This is a genomic window from Chryseobacterium bernardetii (assembly GCF_003815975.1).
GTDB classification, from domain to species: Bacteria; Bacteroidota; Bacteroidia; order Flavobacteriales; family Weeksellaceae; genus Chryseobacterium; species Chryseobacterium bernardetii.
Map to the genome: position 1 here is coordinate 3,579,163 of NZ_CP033932.1, position 20,125 is coordinate 3,599,287.

12 protein-coding genes are annotated in these 20,125 nt (G+C 37.3%); 8 read left to right on the plus strand and 4 right to left on the minus strand.

Annotated elements, in window-relative coordinates:
- Window positions 1-51: 51 nt before the first annotated feature.
- Window positions 52-2,418 (plus strand): patatin-like phospholipase family protein, encoded by a 2,367-nt coding sequence (locus tag EG339_RS16330; protein WP_123871014.1) that lies wholly within the window; start codon window positions 52-54, stop codon window positions 2,416-2,418.
- Window positions 2,419-2,620: 202 nt separating this feature from the next.
- On the opposite strand, the gene EG339_RS16335 is transcribed toward EG339_RS16330, so the two are convergent.
- The 4 genes from EG339_RS16335 to EG339_RS16350 form a co-directional block, all read right to left on the minus strand.
- Complete coding sequence (locus tag EG339_RS16335; protein ID WP_123871015.1) at window positions 2,621-4,582, minus strand: T9SS type A sorting domain-containing protein; 1,962 nt, start codon at window positions 4,580-4,582, stop codon at window positions 2,621-2,623.
- 160 nt (window positions 4,583-4,742) lie between these two features.
- Window positions 4,743-5,921 carry an acyl-CoA dehydrogenase family protein gene (locus EG339_RS16340; protein ID WP_123871016.1) on the minus strand — a complete coding sequence of 393 codons (1,179 nt, stop codon included), beginning with the start codon at window positions 5,919-5,921 and terminating at the stop codon, window positions 4,743-4,745.
- Between the two features lie 128 nt (window positions 5,922-6,049).
- Window positions 6,050-6,838, minus strand: coding sequence for an NUDIX hydrolase (locus tag EG339_RS16345; protein WP_123871017.1), 789 nt, complete (start codon window positions 6,836-6,838; stop codon window positions 6,050-6,052).
- Window positions 6,839-6,854: 16 nt separating this feature from the next.
- On the minus strand, window positions 6,855-8,048 hold the full coding sequence (locus tag EG339_RS16350; RefSeq protein WP_123871018.1) for an MFS transporter: 1,194 nt from the start codon (window positions 8,046-8,048) through the stop codon (window positions 6,855-6,857).
- 178 nt (window positions 8,049-8,226) lie between these two features.
- Between EG339_RS16350 and EG339_RS16355 the strand changes: the two genes are divergently transcribed.
- The 7 genes from EG339_RS16355 (at window position 8,227) to EG339_RS16385 (ending at window position 20,078) form a co-directional block, all read left to right on the plus strand.
- Window positions 8,227-11,139, plus strand: a complete 2,913-nt coding sequence (locus EG339_RS16355) for a SusC/RagA family TonB-linked outer membrane protein (protein WP_123871019.1) — start codon at window positions 8,227-8,229, stop codon at window positions 11,137-11,139.
- Window positions 11,140-11,147: 8 nt separating this feature from the next.
- Window positions 11,148-12,677: a RagB/SusD family nutrient uptake outer membrane protein gene (locus EG339_RS16360; protein WP_123871020.1), complete on the plus strand. Its 1,530-nt coding sequence runs from the start codon at window positions 11,148-11,150 to the stop codon at window positions 12,675-12,677.
- A gap of 3 nt (window positions 12,678-12,680) precedes the next feature.
- Entirely contained in the window at window positions 12,681-14,105 is a 1,425-nt protein-coding gene (locus EG339_RS16365; protein ID WP_123871021.1) for a glycoside hydrolase family 30 protein, read from the plus strand.
- A 10-nt stretch (window positions 14,106-14,115) separates the two neighbouring features.
- The gene (gene bglX / locus EG339_RS16370) at window positions 14,116-16,338 is read left to right on the plus strand and encodes a beta-glucosidase BglX (RefSeq protein ID WP_123871022.1); all 2,223 of its coding nucleotides are present in this window, start codon (window positions 14,116-14,118) and stop codon (window positions 16,336-16,338) included.
- 48 nt (window positions 16,339-16,386) lie between these two features.
- A complete protein-coding gene (locus EG339_RS16375) occupies window positions 16,387-17,196 on the plus strand; it encodes a glycoside hydrolase family 16 protein (protein WP_123871023.1) in 810 nt (269 codons plus the stop codon).
- A gap of 39 nt (window positions 17,197-17,235) precedes the next feature.
- The gene (locus tag EG339_RS16380) at window positions 17,236-18,675 is read left to right on the plus strand and encodes a glycoside hydrolase family 30 protein (protein WP_123871024.1); all 1,440 of its coding nucleotides are present in this window, start codon (window positions 17,236-17,238) and stop codon (window positions 18,673-18,675) included.
- 389 nt (window positions 18,676-19,064) lie between these two features.
- Window positions 19,065-20,078 (plus strand): terpene synthase family protein, encoded by a 1,014-nt coding sequence (locus tag EG339_RS16385; protein WP_123871025.1) that lies wholly within the window; start codon window positions 19,065-19,067, stop codon window positions 20,076-20,078.
- Window positions 20,079-20,125: the final 47 nt, after the last annotated feature.

A 20,125-nucleotide genomic window follows, 5' to 3' on the forward strand; every position in this document is an offset into this window, starting at 1 on the left:
ATAATTGTATATTTACTGTAAAATTTTCATACACATAAAACAGGCTGTCTCATGAAAAAATTCCTGATTTTGGGAACTGTCATTTTTTCTCTATTTCTTAAATCCCAACAGATTAACGATTCCCTGAATATCAGATTACAAAATGTAACAAAAGATACAAAATTCGGTTTAGCACTCAGCGGGGGCGGAGCTAAAGGGTTTGCTCACATTGGAATTCTGAAAATGATCGATTCCCTTGGAATTAAGGTAGACTATATCACCGGAACCAGTATGGGCGGTATTTTGGGTGGTTTATATGCAATGGGATATAACGCAGACCAGCTAAAGAAAACCATTTATAAAGTGGACTGGAACAGGATTCTGAGCAATAAGATCCCTTACAGCAAGGTTAATATCAGTGAAAAGGATGAGTATGACAAGTATATTCTGGAGTTTCCGGTTGTTAAAGGGAAACCAACGCTTCCAAGCTCCTATATTGAAGGGCAGTATATGGGAGAAGTTTTAAATACACTGACATTTAACGCGAAACATATCAACGATTTCAGCAAATTAAGAATTCCGGTAGAGCTTACTTCCTCAGACATTGAAAACGGAGGCCTGATTATGCAGAAAAAGGGTTCACTGCCTCTGGCCATTCGGGCTACTTTGGCAATTCCTGCTGCCTTTGCCCCTGTTTATATTGATGGGAAACTGTTGGTGGATGGTGGATTAGACCGGAATTACCCTGCTAATGAAGTTCGGCAGATGGGAGCAGACTTTGTTATTGGTGGTTATACCGGATTCAGGCTTTTTACAAAAAAAGAAATTGAAAACCCTATGAAAATGATCTACCAGACCCATGCCATCCGTTCGGTAGAAGATTTTAAACATCAGAAGGCCTTATCAAACATTCTGGTAGACTTTGTGGATCCTCTGGGAGATATTACTACTAAAGACTTTGCCAGGTTCAGAAAGATTATTAAAATAGGGGAAATTGAAGCCAGAAGGCATCTTCCTGAATTTGTTGCATTGGCAGAAGCTCAAAAAAAGCTGGGGATCAAGTACGATCATGAAATGATTGAAGAAGTAAAGCTGCCCACCACAAAATTCACCTTCAGTGAAGAGGACGGAACCCCGCTTACTGATGAAGTTGAAATTGCAGTCATTAAAAACGAGTTGGGATTAACGGAAGGGAAATATTATGATGTGAAAACTGTTAATGAAGCAATAGACCGGGTTTTTGGGGTGCGTCAATATGAAAAAGTGTATTATACCTATACCAGAGACGGTGAAGGACTTGTGATGAATATTTTCGTTAAAAAAGCTAAAAAAGGAGCCTTTAAACTGGCTCTTCACTATGATACGGAACAATCGGTAGGAATTATTGTGAATTATACTTACAGGAATATTCTGGCTAACAGGTCAAGGTTTTTGGCTACCATTGATATTTCGGAGCGTTTTAAAGCACGGCTGGCATATCAGCGTTTTTTGGGAAGTGGCGATCATTGGTGGATAGACCTTGAAGCTAAAATGATTCATCTTAAAAGTAATGATTTAACCTTCAAGATATTAGGATATGATGATGAGGGTTATACCACAAAGTTTCCGAACCACATGTACAGGAATATTACCGGAAAAGTGGCCTTGAATTATAATATTAATCCGAATGCTTTTATCTCTTTGGGAACAGAATTCAGTGCTGAAAGAATGTATACTTTGCTGGATAAAGTGGATCAGGCAAAAGTAGATAATTATAGTAAAAAGCTTTATAATCACAGTAATTTTAATGCATTTCTGAAATTTGAACAGAATAACCTGAATAAAAAATATTTTTCTACCAAAGGGAATCATCTTCAGGTGAGCTCAAGATTTTATTTCGGTGACCGTTATGAGCTGTATGATCTTCAGGTAGTACAGCCTCAGTTATATCCTATTTTAAATCCTGAAAACCCTGATTATTTTTTACCAAAGAATCTGGTGTCATTTACCCTGAATGAAAATTTTGCCTATCCACTGACGAGGCGGCTGGCTGCCAAGGTTAATCTTTTCCTGGGAAGCAGTTGGGGTTCATATAAAGAAGATACAGTGCCTTACCTTTTCCTGAATCAAAAATATAATTTAGGGGGAAGTGAATACAATTATGATTTGTTAAATCCTGAGTTCAATGGTCTTCGTCAGAAAGAATTACCTATGAATTCTGTGGCAAAACTGGGGGTGTCCTTTCAGTACAGAATTATGAAAAGGTTATACTTAACGCCTTCTTTTAGCTATGGGAAAGTAAGCGAAGAGTTTTCTCCTTTCAATGACAGTTTTGAGATGTTTGGTTATGGGATAAATCTTGGGTATGAATCTCTGATTGGCCCAATCAACCTTAATATTTCAAGAAATAACCAACTTGATTTTTCCAGAATATATTTCAGTATTGGATTTAAGTTTTAAGTACTGGAAGAAGCTGGAAGAGGGAAGTTGTTTTTGACAATAGAAAAACTTTATCTTGTTAAATTACAGGACTTGCAGAAGTCTTTTGTTGAGCAATAACTTCTGGCCTCCTTCTTCCAGCTTCCTGACATAAAAATAAAAAGCACTCCATTGCTGGAGTGCCAAAATTAACTTGAAAATGATATATAAAAAGGATTAGATGCTAAAGTTTGACTTTTTTATTGATTGTTTTTCCATTGGAAAGAGACATTTGTACTACATATACTCCAGGTTCCATATGGCCTGATTCGAATTGTTGGGATTTTACTGCCTGCTGGTAAATCAAAGCCCCGGAAACACTGTATATACTGATGTTTTTAATATCATTATCAGATCTGGCTTTGATCTGTCTGTTCTGCGCAAAAATATCTGTGCTGTTTTCCAGTTTACTGTTTCCAAGGTTCTTACTGAACTGCAGGTTATAATAGGGGGTAATTATTTCGAATGTGTATTTCTGAGTATCCAGATCCTTAAGGCTGATGCCTCCGTTTTCCTCATATTGGTCTTTGGAAACGGTTTTAACCAGATCTTTATTTTCATCAAAAATATGAACTGCTGAAAGCTCATTCTCATCAATTTTTAATTTTAAAACTGCATTGTTTTCAGATTGTACAATTTCATTTTCAGCGATTTCTTTAGGTGTGATTCTGATGTATGGAAGCATTTTTTCCTTACTGTTTTCTGATACTTTCAACAGATATACACCATCTTTTAAAGCTGCCAGGCTATGGTCGTTTGCAGATCTGCTGCTTGCTTTTTCTTTATTGAAATCAGCAACTTCAACCAACTGCATATTTCCAAGATCAGGTTTTATCTGAGATAAAAATAGAGTAGAAGTTTTTGATTCCAGTGAAGGTTCTGTAGACTGTTTCCCAAAAACAGATCCCAAAGCAGCCCATTGATTAAACAATCCGCCACTTCTTAAGGTATTAAACTTGGCATTAGAAGCAAGAACAAATGGGATAATACCACCTACATGCCCGATAGGGCCCCAGTAGAAAGAATCGAGTTTATACTTGTTCAGATCCCACCATGCGTAATAACCATGCTGTACATCAATAGTTTTGGAGGTATTTTCCGGCGGAATGGCAAGATCAACAGTAGAATGGCCTAAAGTCATAGGTGTTTTATTATACCAGTCGTATACGTCTTTAGGCTTCAGACATTGTCTGAATTTATGGCTAGGGTTGTTGGTGACCTCATTGATGAAATTGGTTGTGAATAGTTTTCTCCATATAAATGGCCCCCATAGTAAACCGCCGTTGTCCTGAACAACATGATAGTTATATTGATCAAGATATTCTGCAGAAATAACTTCTGAAATATCATTAGTATACGTTTTATATCCGGTATTGTTGCAACTGTGAAGAACATTGGCAAGGAATGAGCTGAACGGGTAAATATCCTTTTCTAAAACACCTTTTTTTAAAGTGGTTTCTGACATATCATAAGGGCCGTCACCCATATAAGCGTATTTGAATTGCAGGTTACCGGGATTGGAAACATTCAGTCTTTTTAAAGTAGACATGGCTGCGTGCGCTCCCTGAGAATAGCCCGCCAGGAAGTATTCATCATAACGCTTTACTCCTAATTGGGCTAATACTTTATTGGCTGCAGTAACAAAATCGATAGTAGCTCCTGCTTCAGTAGCATAATCTACATAAGGATGTACACCTTCTCCGTCTCCCATCCCAACATAGTCAGGAGCCATTAAAATATAACCGTTGAGTACATAAGAAAGTTCCACAACGAATCCGGCTGTTAGAGTCCCTTTGAAATGTGAAGGAACATTATATCTGCTGTCGGTAGTTCCATGATCTGAAACTACTGTGGAAAGTTTCATGTTAACATTAGGATACATCAAAAGCCCGGTTGCTTTTACAAGGACGTTGTTTTCATTTTTGGTGTAATAGGTTATTTTATATCCTTTTAAACCTACATTGAAACCATTCAGGTAGCTTACAAAATCAGGAGCATTTTGTTTACCAAGATTATTGGCAATGAAATTAACAACTCCCTGCGGTGTTAAATCCAGTTTCAGTTCGGAACTTACTACATCACCTGCCTGTTGAGCGAAGTAAAATGGAGTGGTGAGTCCTATTAAAAAAGTTGTGATTTTCTTCATGTTGTGAATTTTTACTACTGTTAATGTAGTATTTTTATTAATTTCACAAAAACATTAAGACATTAATAGTTATTCATTGAATATTAAATTCTCTGAAATGTGAGTAAAATAAAAGAGTCTGATCCGAAGATCAGACTCTCAGTTCTATATTTTTCCTTTTTTAGAATGCGTTGATACCTGTAATATCTAAACCGGTGATTAACAAATGAACATCGTGAGTGCCTTCATAAGTAATTACAGATTCCAGATTGGCAGCGTGTCTCATCATAGGGAATTCTCCCATGATACCCATACCTCCAAGAATCTGTCTTGATTCTCTTGCAATATCGATAGCCATTTTCACGTTGTTACGTTTAGCCATTGAGATTTGTGCAGGAGTGGCTTTATGAGCATTTTTAAGATTTCCTAACTGAAGACATAATAATTGAGCTTTTGTGATCTCAGTTAAAAATTCAGCCAGTTTTTTTTGTTGAAGCTGATAAGAACCTATTGGCTTTCCAAACTGCTTTCTTTCTTTAGAATACTGAACAGCTGTACAATAGCAGTCAATAGCTGCTCCTATTACTCCCCATGAAATTCCATATCTGGCAGAGTTCAGACAAGACAATGGCCCTTTCAGTCCTGTAACTCCGGGAAGTAAATTTTCTTTCGGAACTTTTACATTGTTGAATACCAATTCTCCTGTTTTAGATGCTCTTAAGCTCCATTTATTGTGTGTTTCCGGAGTCGTGAATCCTTCCATTCCTCTTTCAACAATTAACCCCTGTACTTTTCCTTCCTCATTTTTTGCCCATACTACGGCAATATCGCAAAGTGGAGAGTTGGTAATCCACATTTTAGCGCCATTCAAAAGATAATGGTCTCCCATATCTTTAAAATAAGTTTCCATAGAACCAGGATCTGAACCATGGTTAGGCTCCGTTAATCCAAAAGAACCGATCATTTCTCCAGCAGCCAGTTTGGGAAGGTATTTCTTTTTCTGTTCCTCGGAACCGAATTCATTAATAGGAAACATTACCAAAGAGCTTTGTACTGAAGCGGCAGAACGCACTGCAGAATCTCCTCTTTCCAACTCCTGCATGATAAGACCATAAGAAATCTGGTCTAATCCGGAACCTCCATACTCAACCGGGATATACGGACCTAATGCTCCGATTTTCCCTAATTCTCTCATCAGGCCAGGAAGGTCAGTATGATTTTGCGCTGCCTGGTCTATCTGCGGCATTACAAAACTTTCAACCCAGTCTCTGATAGATTGGCGGATCAGTTTGTGTTCTTCAGTAAGTAAAGCATCAATTCCATAATAATCAGGGATGCTTGTAAGAGGATAATATGACATGATTTTTTGATTTTGTTAAAAATAACATTTTTCGTGGTGTCTGAGAAATTTTTTTGAAAACTTATCTAAATGCTGGTTTTCAAACAGATAATATGTTTTTTTCCTGTTTTAGGGATAAAATCCGTATTTTAAACCTCCTCATCATTGGAGATAGGATACTGATTAGTGGCATTATGTACTTTGGTCTTGAATGTATACAGGTAAGGAGCTTTGTTGGCAGAACCATCATATAGTTTTTCCAGCCTGTCAAGGATATTGAGGCTTAAAATTTTTCGCTGGAAATTATTTCTCCTGAATTTCTGTCCTAAAATAGTTTCATAAAGCGCCTGAAGATCCTTCATTGTAAATTTTTCAGGAAGAAGATTGCTGGCTGCAACTTCAGTATTGATATTCATTCTCAGGTACTCCAGTCCGGTTTCTATAATTCTGTCATGGTCGAATGCCATTTTGGGAAGATTATTTACTTCAAACCATTCGCAGCTTTCATTAAAGGCATCCGGAAAAGTATTTGTCAGTGAAAAATCAATAAGGCTGCAATAGCCTACTGTAATAAACCTTTGGAAGATCCAGTGGTCTTCCGGCACTTCAATTCCTTTATTTCTAAGCAGGATCTGGTGAACATTATTTTCCGTACGGTCAATTCTTCCGAATGTATGGAATTGTTTTAAGAACAGATCCTTAAGATGCGTCCGCTCATACAAGACCCTTTCTGCAGCTTCCCGCAGGTCTTCATCATTAAAAACAAAACCACCCGGAAGTGACCATAGATCCAGATCATGGTATTTTAATAACAGTACTTTCAGGATATTATTATGAAAGCCGAATATTGTGCAGTCTACAGAAATATGAGAAACAAAATCCTTTGTATCGATCAGTTCCTGAAGTGTTTGTTTACTTTTTGTGTCTTTGATTTTCATGGATGTAAAAATAAAACTATTTTCTATATTTTCTTTTTGAGACGTTAAAATACATCAAACTAATCACAAAAAGAAGAATTACAGTACATAAAATATAAAAGGGGTAAAAGTTCAAAAGCTGCTTTCCAAAGAGTATAGCCATGATGATGGAACTTACAGAACTTCCCAGGGAAGAAAAAATAACAATAAGTGAGGTAAACAGATTGATTTTTTCTTTATCAACCAAATTGATCATTTTTGAATTGACAACAGGATAGAGTGGTGAGAGAAATAAACCTATAACCGGGAACAAAAAGAGGATAATCCTTGAATCTCCGGAATCAAAATACTGAATACCTAAGATTATGATCAGTACAACAATAATAAGAGATATGCAGGTGATATAGTATCTGGATAATGAAAACCTACGGATAATATTGGCTGTAACAATTCTTCCTGCATACGAAAAGAGAGAAAGGAAAGAAGTGGCCTGAAGGGCAAAGAATGAATTGACTTTCAGATGATTCTTGTAAAAGGAGGGTAGCCAGGAATTAAACCCCTGTTCTACAAAAACAATAAAGAAGATCACAGCAAGGAATAAAGCAACCACAGGAGTGGTAAATCCTGATAATTCTGAGAATATATTATTGTTTTCCGATGGCTTAGACTCTGCTATTTCTATTTTTGAAAGAAGGAATATAGTAATTGCAGATAATGCAGCAATCATCAGAAACCCAAATCTCCAGAATTCAGAATATTGACTGGAGATAAGCCATCCAAAACCTGTATTGACAACAAATATTCCTATCATAAATGAAGCTTCTACGCTGTTCATTGTCTTTGCCAAAGATTTTTCATCTGAAATATTATTCCTGATGATTCCAAACACACATATTTTTCCAATGGCAAAACAAGCTCCGATAATGGCAAACCATACTTTATAAAACCAGAATTCTTCTATAAAGGGAAGCAGACAGGAGCAAAATCCTACAATAGCTAAAGCTGCAATTAATGCTTTTTTTGTTCCTGTTTTATTGATGAAACTCACTGCAAAAAGAGAGATGAAAGCAATAGGCAGGTCTTTAAAAGATTCCAGAAATCCCAGTTCTCCGTAAGTAATATTGGTATCTGCAAGCTGAAGGATGATAAGCCCCATACAGTTCAGTACCATTGAGAAAATAAGGAAGGTCAGTTTTAATGGAAGAGAAATTTTGGAATGCTTAGTGGTCATTTCGGGAGTTAAATTTATTGAATTTTTATAGCTTTTTATGAATAATTGATGCGAAGATATAGCTTTTAACCCTCAATAATAAACGAAATTTTAAAATATTTATTAATAAAATGTTAATTAATTGAAAAAAAATATATTTTTATTGTCTCAATTTGAGAATTAAAACAAATAGCTGTATATGAATGTAAGAATATCGAGAAATTTGGGAGTGATTGCCGTCCTCTATTTTACGGCTAACTTCAGTGGCCAGACGAAAAAGGACACGCTTTCTAAAGAAAACAAAATAGATGAGATTGTAGTGATTGGTTACGGGACTCAGAAGAAGAGTAATGTAACGGGAGCTATAGCAAGTGTAAGAGCAAAGGATATTGAGGATATTCCCTCAGGTAAGCCGGAGCAAGTGTTACAAGGTAGGGCAGCCGGTGTTTCTGTAGTTACTAATTCCGGACAGCCGGGATCTGCAGCAACAGTAAGGGTGCGTGGGGTAACTAGTTTCGGTGCCGGAAGTAATGATCCTTTGTGGGTTGTAGATGGAATTGTGGTGGATAATATTGCATGGCTTAACCAGTCTGATATAGAAAATATTGAAATTCTGAAAGATGGTGCATCAGCAGCAATTTACGGTGTTTCTGCTGCTAAAGGGGTTATTCTTGTAACGACCAAGAAAGGGAAGAAGGGAAAAATGAATTTAACCTATAACGGTTTTTACGGGGTGGGATCAGCTTCAAAAAAATTGGATCTTTTGAATGCCAGCCAGTATGGAACTATTATTAATGAAGCTCTAACCAATGCAGGAAAGGCCCCGCGTTTTACTAATCCTCAATCTTTTGGAGCTGGTACAGACTGGCAGGACATAGTTTTCAACACTGCTGAAAGAAAATCTCATGAATTCAGTATAAGTGGAGGTAATGACAGATCTACTTTTTATTCTTCTTTCGGATATTATGAACAGGATGGAATTGTTCTGAAAGATATTTCAAATTATAAAAGGATGAATGTAAGGCTGAATTCTACCCATAAAGTTTTTGATTTTCTTACCATTGGACAAACATTCTCCTATACTCATCAAAAGACAAAAGGAGTTAATGCGAATGACGAATTCGGAGGACCTTTAAGTTCGGCTATAAATTTAGATCCTGTAACACCAGTAGTGGTTACAGACCCTGCCTTATTGAATACAAGCCCATATAATAATGCAGGCATTTCTCCTTATTTGATTAGAGATGCCTTTGGAAATCCTTATGGAGTATCAACTATTGTAGAGAATGAGATGACAAACCCGCTGGCATTCAGGCAAACACAGCGTGGAAGATATAACTGGTCTGATGATTTCGTGGCAAATATATTTGCAGAGTTAAAGTTTTTACAACATTTTACTTTCAAAACTACCCTTAACGGAAAGCTATCTTATTGGGGAAAAGAGCAGTTTACCCCTAAATTTTATCTTAATACCAATTCAAGAAATACAGTATTCAATAGCTTTTTAAGAGAGAGCAATAGGAAGCTTGAATGGAATACGGAAAATACATTGACTTATCAGAATAAGTGGGGAAATCATAATTTAAGTGTATTAATCGGACAGGGAGCTTACTTTTATAATATAGGTTCCGGAAACAACACCACTTATATCAATCTGCCTGTGAATACCTGGGAAGACGCTTCCTTTAATTTTGATGTTCCGCAGGAGAACCGTTCAACATCAGCTTATGACGGAGTTGAAACTCATAAGGCCTCTTATTTTGCCAGAGTTATTTACGATTATGAAGATAAATACCTGTTTACCGGTACAATACGTAGAGACGGTTCTTCTAAATTTGCAAAAAACAGACATTGGGGAAACTTTCCAGCCTTCTCTTTGGGATGGAATATCTCCAACGAAAACTTCTGGCCGGAGAATAAGGTCGTTAATACCTTGAAATTCAGGGGAGGATATGGTGTTTTAGGTAATGATGCTATTGAAAACTTCAGGTTTGCCAATTTCCTTAAATCAGGAAGCAATTATACTTATGGTGATAATAATATCATTATCGGATATGCTCCAACTACTCTTGAAAACCCGGATCTTCGCTGGGAAGAGACTTCTCAGTTGAATATTGCTGCCGATTTGAAATTCTTAAATGATTTTACTTTGACAGTGGATTGGTTTAAGAAGAAAACAACGGATATTCTTCGCCAGGTGGATATTCCGGGATATGTAGGTGCTCCGGACAGACCTTGGAGAAATGTGGGGGATATGAACAATACTGGAGTTGAAGTTAATCTGGGATATAAAAAGACCTGGTCTGATTTCGGAATTTCAGTAAATGGTAATTTCTCCTATTTAAAGAATGAAGTAACAAGACTTGAAGATGATAAAATCTACGAAAACTTTGCATCTTTCCAGTCTATGGGACCGGTAACAAGATTCCAGGTGGGTTCACCTTATGGAGCTTTTTATGGATATCAGAATCTGGGTATCTTCCAGACACAGTCAGAAATTGATGCCTATAGAAATGCTAGTGGTGGCTTGATACAGCCTAATGCCAAGCCTGGTGATTTTAAAAGATTGGATGCAAATGGTGATGGTAGAATCAATCAGGATGATTATGAATATTTAGGAAGTTCTGTGCCTAAGTTTACCTATGGTTTAACATTAAATCTTAATTATAAGAATGTTGATTTGATGGTGTTTTTACAAGGACAGGGGGGGAATAAGATTTTCCAGGGTCTCAGAAGACTTGATCTGTTCTACAGCAATTATCAAACTACAATTCTTGATCGATGGACAGGACCTGGTACTTCAAATACGGTGGCAAGATTGGATGCTGACGACAAAAATGAGAATTACACCAAAATGTCTGACTATTATCTTCAAAAAGGGGATTTTATGAGAATTAAATTGGTTCAGCTGGGATATACCTTGCCGGGAGATATTTCAAAACGCTTTGGTGCAAGTAAAGTGAGATTTTATGTGACAGGAGAAAACCTGTTTACGTTTACAAAATATACAGGATATGATCCTGAGATTGCTGTAAACGATTCCTATGGAATAGATAGAGCCTATTATCCACAGGCCAGAACATTCATATTTGGTGCTAATATTCAATTCTAAAAAACAACATGAAAAATAGATTCTATAAAGCAATAGTACTGATCGCTCTTACATCAGGTATTGGATTCAGTTCCGTATCTTGTGGTGATGAGTTCATTGAAGATGTACAGAATAAAGGAGCTTTTGACTCCAATAACTACTTCCAGAATGAAGAACAATCTTTTAGTGCACTGGTATCAGTGTATGACCTTCTAAGAAAATATTCCGGTGGGTTTGAAAATACAGTAACTTTCTTTAACGCAGCTTCTGATGATTTCTATTCTGGGGGTGGAAGTCCTACAGACGGTACCGGGATACAAAGTTTTTCTAATTATTCTATTGATCAGATTACTGTTCCTAAAACCTATTGGAATGATTTCTATCAGGGAATTGCTAGAGCAAATCTTCTTATTCAGAGAATTCCAGATGCTAAAATGAATGATCAAACACGCAAGAGATTTATTGCTGAAGCTAAAACTTTGAGGGCTCTTTACTATTTTGAATTGCTGAAAATGTTTGGGAATATTCCACTAATTTTAAAACCTATTACAGCTACCGATGATTATTATAATATTCCTCAGGCAGAACCTCAGAAAGTATACGAGCAAATTGAATCAGATATTTTAGAATCCATTAATGATCTTCCACTATCTATTGCTCCTACTAACAAGGCTGAAGTAGGACGAATAAGCCAGGGGACAGCCAGAGCTATCTTAGGAAAAATTTATCTGTATAACAATAAAAAAGATCTTGCTGCAGCTCAATTTGCTGAAGTAAACGGAACGCCGGGACAAGTCAGTCAGTATGGATATAAATTAATTGCCAATTATGATGACCTGTGGAGACCGGACAATAAGTTCACCACAGAATCTATTCTGGAAGTAATGCATACCAATAAAGGAAATTCGGATTGGGGCTTCTGGGGTCAAGGGAAAGATGAAGGAAATTCTATCTGTATAATGATAGGACCAAGAGGATACGATAGATTAAAAACTACGGCGCCTGATATTGTTTCAGGATGGGCGTTTAATACTGTAACAGAAGATCTTTATAATTTCTTGAAGAACGATCCGAGAGTCAATGCCACTATCCTGAACGCAAAACAACTGACTGCAAACGGAGAGATTAAATATTCTCCTGCTCATAATGATACCGGTTATTTTTTGAATAAATATCTTCCTAGAAGAGATGAAGTTTCTAATCTTCCCGGAGCTCCGGAGTTAAACTACAGTAGGAATTACATCGTAATTAGGTTGGCAGACACTTACTTAATGGAAGCGGAAGCATTAAACGGCTCAGGTGCGAGAGCTCAAGCTCTATTGGATGCAGTAAGAGCAAGAGTTGGACTTCCTTCAATACCGGTAACACTACAAGCTGTTAAAGATGAACGCAGACGTGAATTAGCCGGTGAAGGACACCGATGGTTTGATCTTGTAAGATGGGGAGAAGCACCTTCCAAATTAGCATCAAGAGGATTTAAGCCTAATAAGAATGAGCTTTTACCAATTCCTTATAATGAACTTCTTAATACGAAGATCAAGCAAAATCCCGGTTACTAAAATATGAAGTTTCACAACTTATATAGTTTCTTTAGAGGTGCCGCACTACTTAGTGGTGTGGCCCTTTTTTCTTTATCTTGTGTGTCTAATGTTTCCAGTAAAGGAAATGAAATACAGTACTGGCTTACAAAAGGAGATGAAAGTGCAAAATTACAGCAGCAGCCCCCAGTTAAATTTGTAAATAATACCAACAGCTTTCAGAATATTGAAATTGATGATACCCAAAAGTTTCAATATATTGATGGTTTCGGATATACGTTGACAGGAGGAAGTGGTGAGGTAATCAATCGTTTATCCTCATCAAAAAAGAAAGCATTATTGAATGAGCTTTTTGGGAATGATAAAAATTCTGTTTCTATCAGTTACCTGAGATTAAGCATTGGAGCTTCAGACCTTGATGGTGAAGTTTTTTCCTATGATGATCTTCCGGAAGGACAGACTGATGTTTCGCTTTCCAAATTCAGTTTAGCAAAAAATAAGGACCTTATTGTAATGCTGAAGGAAATTTTAGCCATCAATCCTAAGATAAAGATTATTGCAACACCGTGGTCTGCTCCCGTTTGGATGAAAGATAACGGAAAGTCGAAAGGGGGAAGTTTAAAACCTGAATTTTACGAGGCTTACGCCCGTTATTTTGTGAAATACATCCATGAAATGCGGAAGGAAGGGATCACTATTGACGCTGTTACCCCTCAAAATGAACCTTTACATCCGGGTAATAACCCAAGTATGTATATGCCGTCTGACAAACAGAGAGATTTTATTAAAGGCTATCTGGGACCTGTTTTTAGAAAGAACAATATCAAAACAAAGATTGTTGTATACGATCACAATTGCAACAAACCGGAATATGCCCTTGATATTCTGAAAGACCCGGATGCTAATCAGTATATTGACGGATCTGCTTTTCACTTGTATGAAGGTGATATATCAGCATTAAGTACAGTTCATGATGCTTTTCCCGATAAGAATTTATATTTCACCGAACAATGGACAGGTTCAAAAGGAACTTTCAGCGAAGACCTGAACTGGCATATGAAGAATGTGATCATCGGATCCATGAGGAACTGGAGTAAAACAGCTCTGGAATGGAATCTTGCCAATGATGCAGAATATGGTCCCCATACAGACGGCGGATGTACAGAATGTAAAGGAGCTATTACCGTTTCTGACAGTGAAAACTTTACCAGAAATGTAGGTTATTATATTGTGGCACATGCCTCTAAGTTTATACCGGCAGGTTCCCGGCGTATTGCTTCTACCCAGACCCGATATTTATCAACAGCAGCATTTAGAACTCCGGCAGGGAAAACAGTGCTGATTGTTCAGAATGATAATAAAGGCATTGAAAATTTTAATATTAAATTTGCCGGAAAGATCGCTACAGTGAACATTCCTGGGCAATCTGCCGCAACTTATATTTTTTAATTGAATAAGTATGAAGAGAGTTTATTTGTTACTGGCATTCTCAGCATTTGGAATGAGCGCCTACGCACAGAAAACAACAGATCAGAGAGTAGCGGAACTTTTATCTAAAATGACACTGGAAGAAAAAATAGGGCAGATGGTGCAGTACAGTGGATTTGAATATGCCACAGGACCCCAGCATTCCAATTCAGCGGCAGTGTTGGAAGAAATAAAAAAAGGAAAAGTTGGCTCTATGCTGAATGTTGCCGGAGCAGAAGAAACCAGAGCATTTCAGAAACTGGCCATGCAGTCCCGGTTGAAGATTCCTTTATTGTTCGGACAGGATGTTATCCATGGATACAGAACTACTTTTCCTGTTAACATTGGGCAGGCAGCAAGCTGGGATCTGGGAATGATAGAGAAATCAGAAAGAATTGCAGCTACAGAAGCGTCTGCTTATGGTATTCACTGGACTTTTGCCCCGATGGTAGATATTGCCAGAGACCCAAGGTGGGGAAGAGTGATGGAAGGTTCAGGAGAAGATACTTATCTGGGAACTCAGATCGGGTTGGCGAGAATTAAAGGATTTCAGGGAAAAGGATTAGGAAGCCTTGATGCCGTTATGGCCTGTGCAAAACATTTTGCAGCATATGGTGCAGCGGTAGGAGGCAGAGACTATAATTCGGTAGACATGAGCCTCAGACAACTGAATGAAACCTACCTTCCGCCTTTCAAAGCGGCAGCCGGAGCCGGAGTTGCTACTTTCATGAATTCTTTCAATGATATTAACGGAATTCCAGCTACAGCCAATCAATATATCCAAAGAAATTTACTGAAAGGAAAATGGAATTACAAAGGTTTTGTAGTTTCAGACTGGGGAAGTATTGGAGAAATGATTCCTCACGGATATGCAAAAGATGGTGCTGAGGCTGCTGAAAAAGCAATACAGGGAGGCAGTGATATGGATATGGAAAGCCGGGTATATATGGCAGAACTTCCGAAACTTGTTAAAGAAGGAAAAGTAGATGCTAAACTGGTGGATGATGCTACAGGAAGAATTTTAACCAAAAAATTCGAGATGGGGCTTTTCGATGATCCTTACCGGTTCAGTAATGAAAAAAGACAGAAAGAACAGGTTAATAACCAGGAAAACAGAAAATTCGGAAGAGAATTCGGATCTAAAAGTATTGTTCTTCTTAAAAATAAAGACAATATGCTTCCGCTTTCAAAAGAAGTAAAGACAGTGGCCTTAATTGGTCCGTTTGGTAAGGAAACCGTAGCTAATCATGGGTTTTGGTCTATTGCTTTTAAAGATGATACCCAAAGAATTGTTTCACAGTTTGATGGGATTAAAAATCAACTCAGTAAAAATTCTACCTTATTATATGCAAAAGGCTGCAATGTAGATGATCAGGACAAAACCATGTTTGCAGAAGCAATAGAGATAGCCAGAAAATCTGATGTGGTGATTATGACTTTAGGAGAAGGACATGCGATGAGTGGTGAAGCAAAAAGCCGAAGCAATATTGGTTTCTCAGGGGTACAGGAAGATCTGTTAAAAGAAGTTGCTAAAACAGGAAAACCAATTATTCTTATGATTAATGCAGGAAGACCTTTGATTTTCAACTGGGCGGCAGATCATATTCCAGCTATTGTTTATACCTGGTGGCTGGGAACGGAAGCTGGGAATTCTATTGCTGATATTCTGTTTGGAGCAGTAAATCCAAGTGGAAAACTTCCGATGACTTTTCCAAGAACCGAAGGGCAGATTCCGGTTTATTATAATCACTACAATACAGGAAGACCTGCAAAGAATAATACAGACAGAAATTACGTTTCAGCATATATTGATCTCGATAATGATCCGAAATTCCCGTTTGGATTTGGGTTAAGTTATACAGATTTTACCTATTCCGATATGATTTTAAGTTCCGAAAACCTGAAAGGGGATCAGAAATTAAACATAAGTGTTACGGTTTCCAATACTGGGAAATATGACGGGGAGGAAGTCGTACAGCTTTATATAAGAGATCTTTTTGGAAAAGTAGTAAGACCTGTGAAAGAGTTGAAAGGTTTTAAAAAAATATTTATCAAAAAAGGAGAGGCCCAAAAAGTAGAATTTACCCTGACTCCGGATGATCTGAAATTTTTTGATGACGAATTGAATTTTGACTGGGAAGAAGGTGAGTTTGATATTATGGTGGGAACCAGTTCTCAGAATGTACAAACCAAAAGAATTAATTGGCTGAAATAAATTTAGCTGTTCAATATAATGGATTAAAAACGCCCCCAAACGTATTATATGAAATTGAAATTCAAAAACATCATTCAGCTTTGCGCAGTTACAATAGCCGCTATAACGGTAACAAATTGTATCTCAGCCAAGACTGATTCCGGCAGGCAGCTCATCTGGAATGATGAATTTAATGGGAAAGGGCATCCGGATGCCTCAAAATGGAATTATGATGTAGGCGGGAGCGGATTTGGAAATGAAGAAGCTCAGTATTACACCCAAAACAGGCTGGAAAATGCCCGAATGGAAAATGGAAATCTCATCATTGAAGTCAGAAAAGAAGATTGGGAACAAAATAAATATACGTCTGCAAGACTTTTAACCAAAGGGAAATTCTCATTTCAATATGGAACGGTAGAAGTACGGGCCAAACTTCCAAAAGGCAGAGGCACATGGTCGGCTATCTGGATGATGAGCGAAAATATGAAGAAATGGCCGGATGATGGTGAACTTGATATCATGGAACACGTAGGGTTTAACCAGGGCTATATTCACGCTTCAGTGCATACCAAAAAATACAACCATATCCAGGGAACACAGAAAACGGATACTTTGATGGTAAAAGATGTAAGTGAAAAGTTTCATGTGTATAAAGCAGACTGGACACCGGAAAAGATTGACGTCTATATTGATGATAAGAAGTTTTTCACCTACGAAAACACAGAAAAAACTAAAGAAGCTTGGCCGTTTGATCAGCCTTATTTTATCATATTAAATTTGGCAGTAGGCGGCTTTTGGGGTGGAAAAGAAGGTATTGATGACCGTATTTTTCCACAGAAGTATTATATAGACTATGTAAGGGTCTATCAGAATAAATAATGAAAAAGAGAACCAAAGAGGGTTCAAAAAGAAAAAATCATGAGAAAACTAATCGTAAGTTGTTTTGTAATCGGTATTGCAGTCAATGTCAGTGCCCAGAATTATTGGAAAAAACATGAAGGGAAAACAGCTAAGGTAATTTTAACGCATTCCAAAGGGAATGAAAGAATGGCAGACAAAGGCTCTGTAAAATTTGAACAGTTCGGACAGCCAAAAGAAACAGAAGCCTGTATTTTTGTAGCTCCCAATTTTAAATATCAAAAACTGATAGGAATTGGCGGTGCTATTACAGATGCATCCGCAGAGACATTCTATAAAATGCCAAAGAATAAGCAGAAGGAAATTCTGGAGGCTTACTTCGGAAAGAACGGGCTGGGATATACAGTGGTTCGTACCAATATGAATTCCTGTGACTTTTCCAGCGATTCTTATACCTATGTAGAAGATAATGATACTTCGTTGAAAACCTTCAATGTTGCCCATGATGAAAAATATAAGATTCCATTGATTAAAGAAGCCCAAAAGGCTATTGGGAATAGCTTCACCTTTTATTTTTCCCCGTGGAGTCCGCCAGCCTGGATGAAGTCTAATAAAAGTCTATACAAAGGCGGAAGATTGGAGAACCAATATTATCAGACCTGGGCAGATTATTATATTAAATTTATCAGAGAATATGAAAAAAGAGGAATTAATGTCTGGGGCTTAACCGTTCAGAATGAGCCTATGGCTACACAGTCCTGGGAATCCTGCATCTATACAGCCGAAGAAGAAGGAGAGTTCCTGAAAAAGAATCTAGGCCCAACTCTTTGGAAAAATGGGTATAAGAATAAAAAAGTAATGATATGGGACCACAACAGAGACCTCATCTATCAAAGAGCAACCACTACACTCAGCGATCCTGAAACTTCAAAATATGCCCACGGAATCGGCTATCACTGGTATGAAACCTGGAATAACAAAACCCAGCTGTTTGATAACCTGGCAGAAACTCACAGGGCTTTCCCGGATAAATTCCTTGCGTTTACCGAAGGCTGCAAAGAACAGTTTGCTATGGACCGAATTTATGATGTAAGCCTTGGAGAGCTGTACGGTAAGAATATGCTGAATGATTTTAATAAAGGAAATGCTTTATGGACAGACTGGAATATTTTGTTGGATGAAACCGGAGGCCCCAACCATAAAGGTAATTTCTGTTTTGCACCTATTATTGCAGATACCAAAACAGGAGAGGTGTTTTATACTTATGAATACTATTACATTGGCCATGTCTCAAAATACATCAAGCCAAACGCACAGAGAATAGGCTCTTCTTCCAACAGGGCAGCTTTAACATCTTCAGCGTTTATGAATGAAAACGGCCAGCTGGTAACCGTAATCATGAACGATTCGGATAACGATATTGAGGCTAATCTCTGGATTGAAGGGATGGCTGCAAAGCTTAACGCACCTGCGCATTCTATACAAACCGTAATTTTATAACATCATATTATTATTAGTTTAAGTGAGATCGGCGGCCTCTTTGAGGCCGCCGATTTGATTTTTTAAAATTATTGCTTCGCCGATAAAATATATCTGCTTAAATTTTTATGTAAAGCTCTATCCAATAACTAAAGAAGCAATTATAATATGCAATTTATACATTATCTTGCTATAATCTATATTGTTGAATAAATTGAAATTTAATATGTAAGTGCTATTCCGGTTCTGTATATTACATTTTAATGTGTGAATTGTTTTTAACTGTCAGTTTATTAGTGCTTTGTTTTTTTGTGATGTATTTCTTTGTTGGAAGAATAAAAAGAATATTGTTCTATATTTTTTGATTTTTTATTAATTTTATTCTAGTTTTAATATGAAAAATAAAAACCATGAACACGCCAATGACCAACGAGGAATTTTATGCCGGTTTACGGCAGCTTCCCAAACCTCAGTATCCTTTTCCCGATTTTGCTCATCCCGCTATGCAGCAGCAAAGAGAAGAATATTACAATTGGATTGATACAGAATATGCCTTTCACAGCAAAGAAGCCCGGGAAAAACATAAAAAACATCATTTAACAGATATTGCAGCGAGAGGTTGTCCTTTTCTTGAAACAATTACAGAACTCAGACCTTTGGCAAATTATACAGCCAACGGAGCGATGATGGATGATTACTTTGATCGTTGTTCACGTGATGAAATGCATCAGATAACGAATCGTATCATTGAACTTCTTAACGGAAACGATCCCCAAGAACCGGCAGAGAACGGTATTTTCCATCTGTATTGGGTATTGAGGCAGGATGCCATTGCCTGTAAGATACCAACTCATCTCTACAATAGGTTTGTAAAATCAATACGGGAGGTATTTATGGGATATTCGGATGAAAAAGTATATTATAGGAAAAACGAAATCCCTCCTTTACCTGTGTACTTACTGATCCGGGAAGCCACCAGTGGGGTTCAGCCTTATTGTAATTATGTAGCATTACAAAAAGAATATCGTTTGTTACCGGATGAAATTTTCGATCATCCCCATATAAAACGGCTTTATACCCTTTGTTCATTAATGATTGGTATTCATAATGATATTATTTCATTACCCAAAGAACTGCATAGGGACGGTGATACCATGAATATTGTAAAAGTACTGCAGCAGGAAAATAAATTGTCCCTGCACGATGCTTATATGATGGCTCTTGAGGTGCATGACGATTTTTTGAAGGAGTTTTTAATATTGCAGGAACACTTGCCTTGTTTCAATCAATGGCAGAATATGGTGTATAATTATGTACAGGATTTGGGTGTGATGGTTGCCGGGGTATATGCATGGCACATCAATGATACATCACGTTATGTTAATGGCGGATATGTGGAAGGTGAATTTGCCGGTAATGATTAAAAATAATAGAATTGTAGTAAAAAAGAAACCCATGAAAGAAATTCATG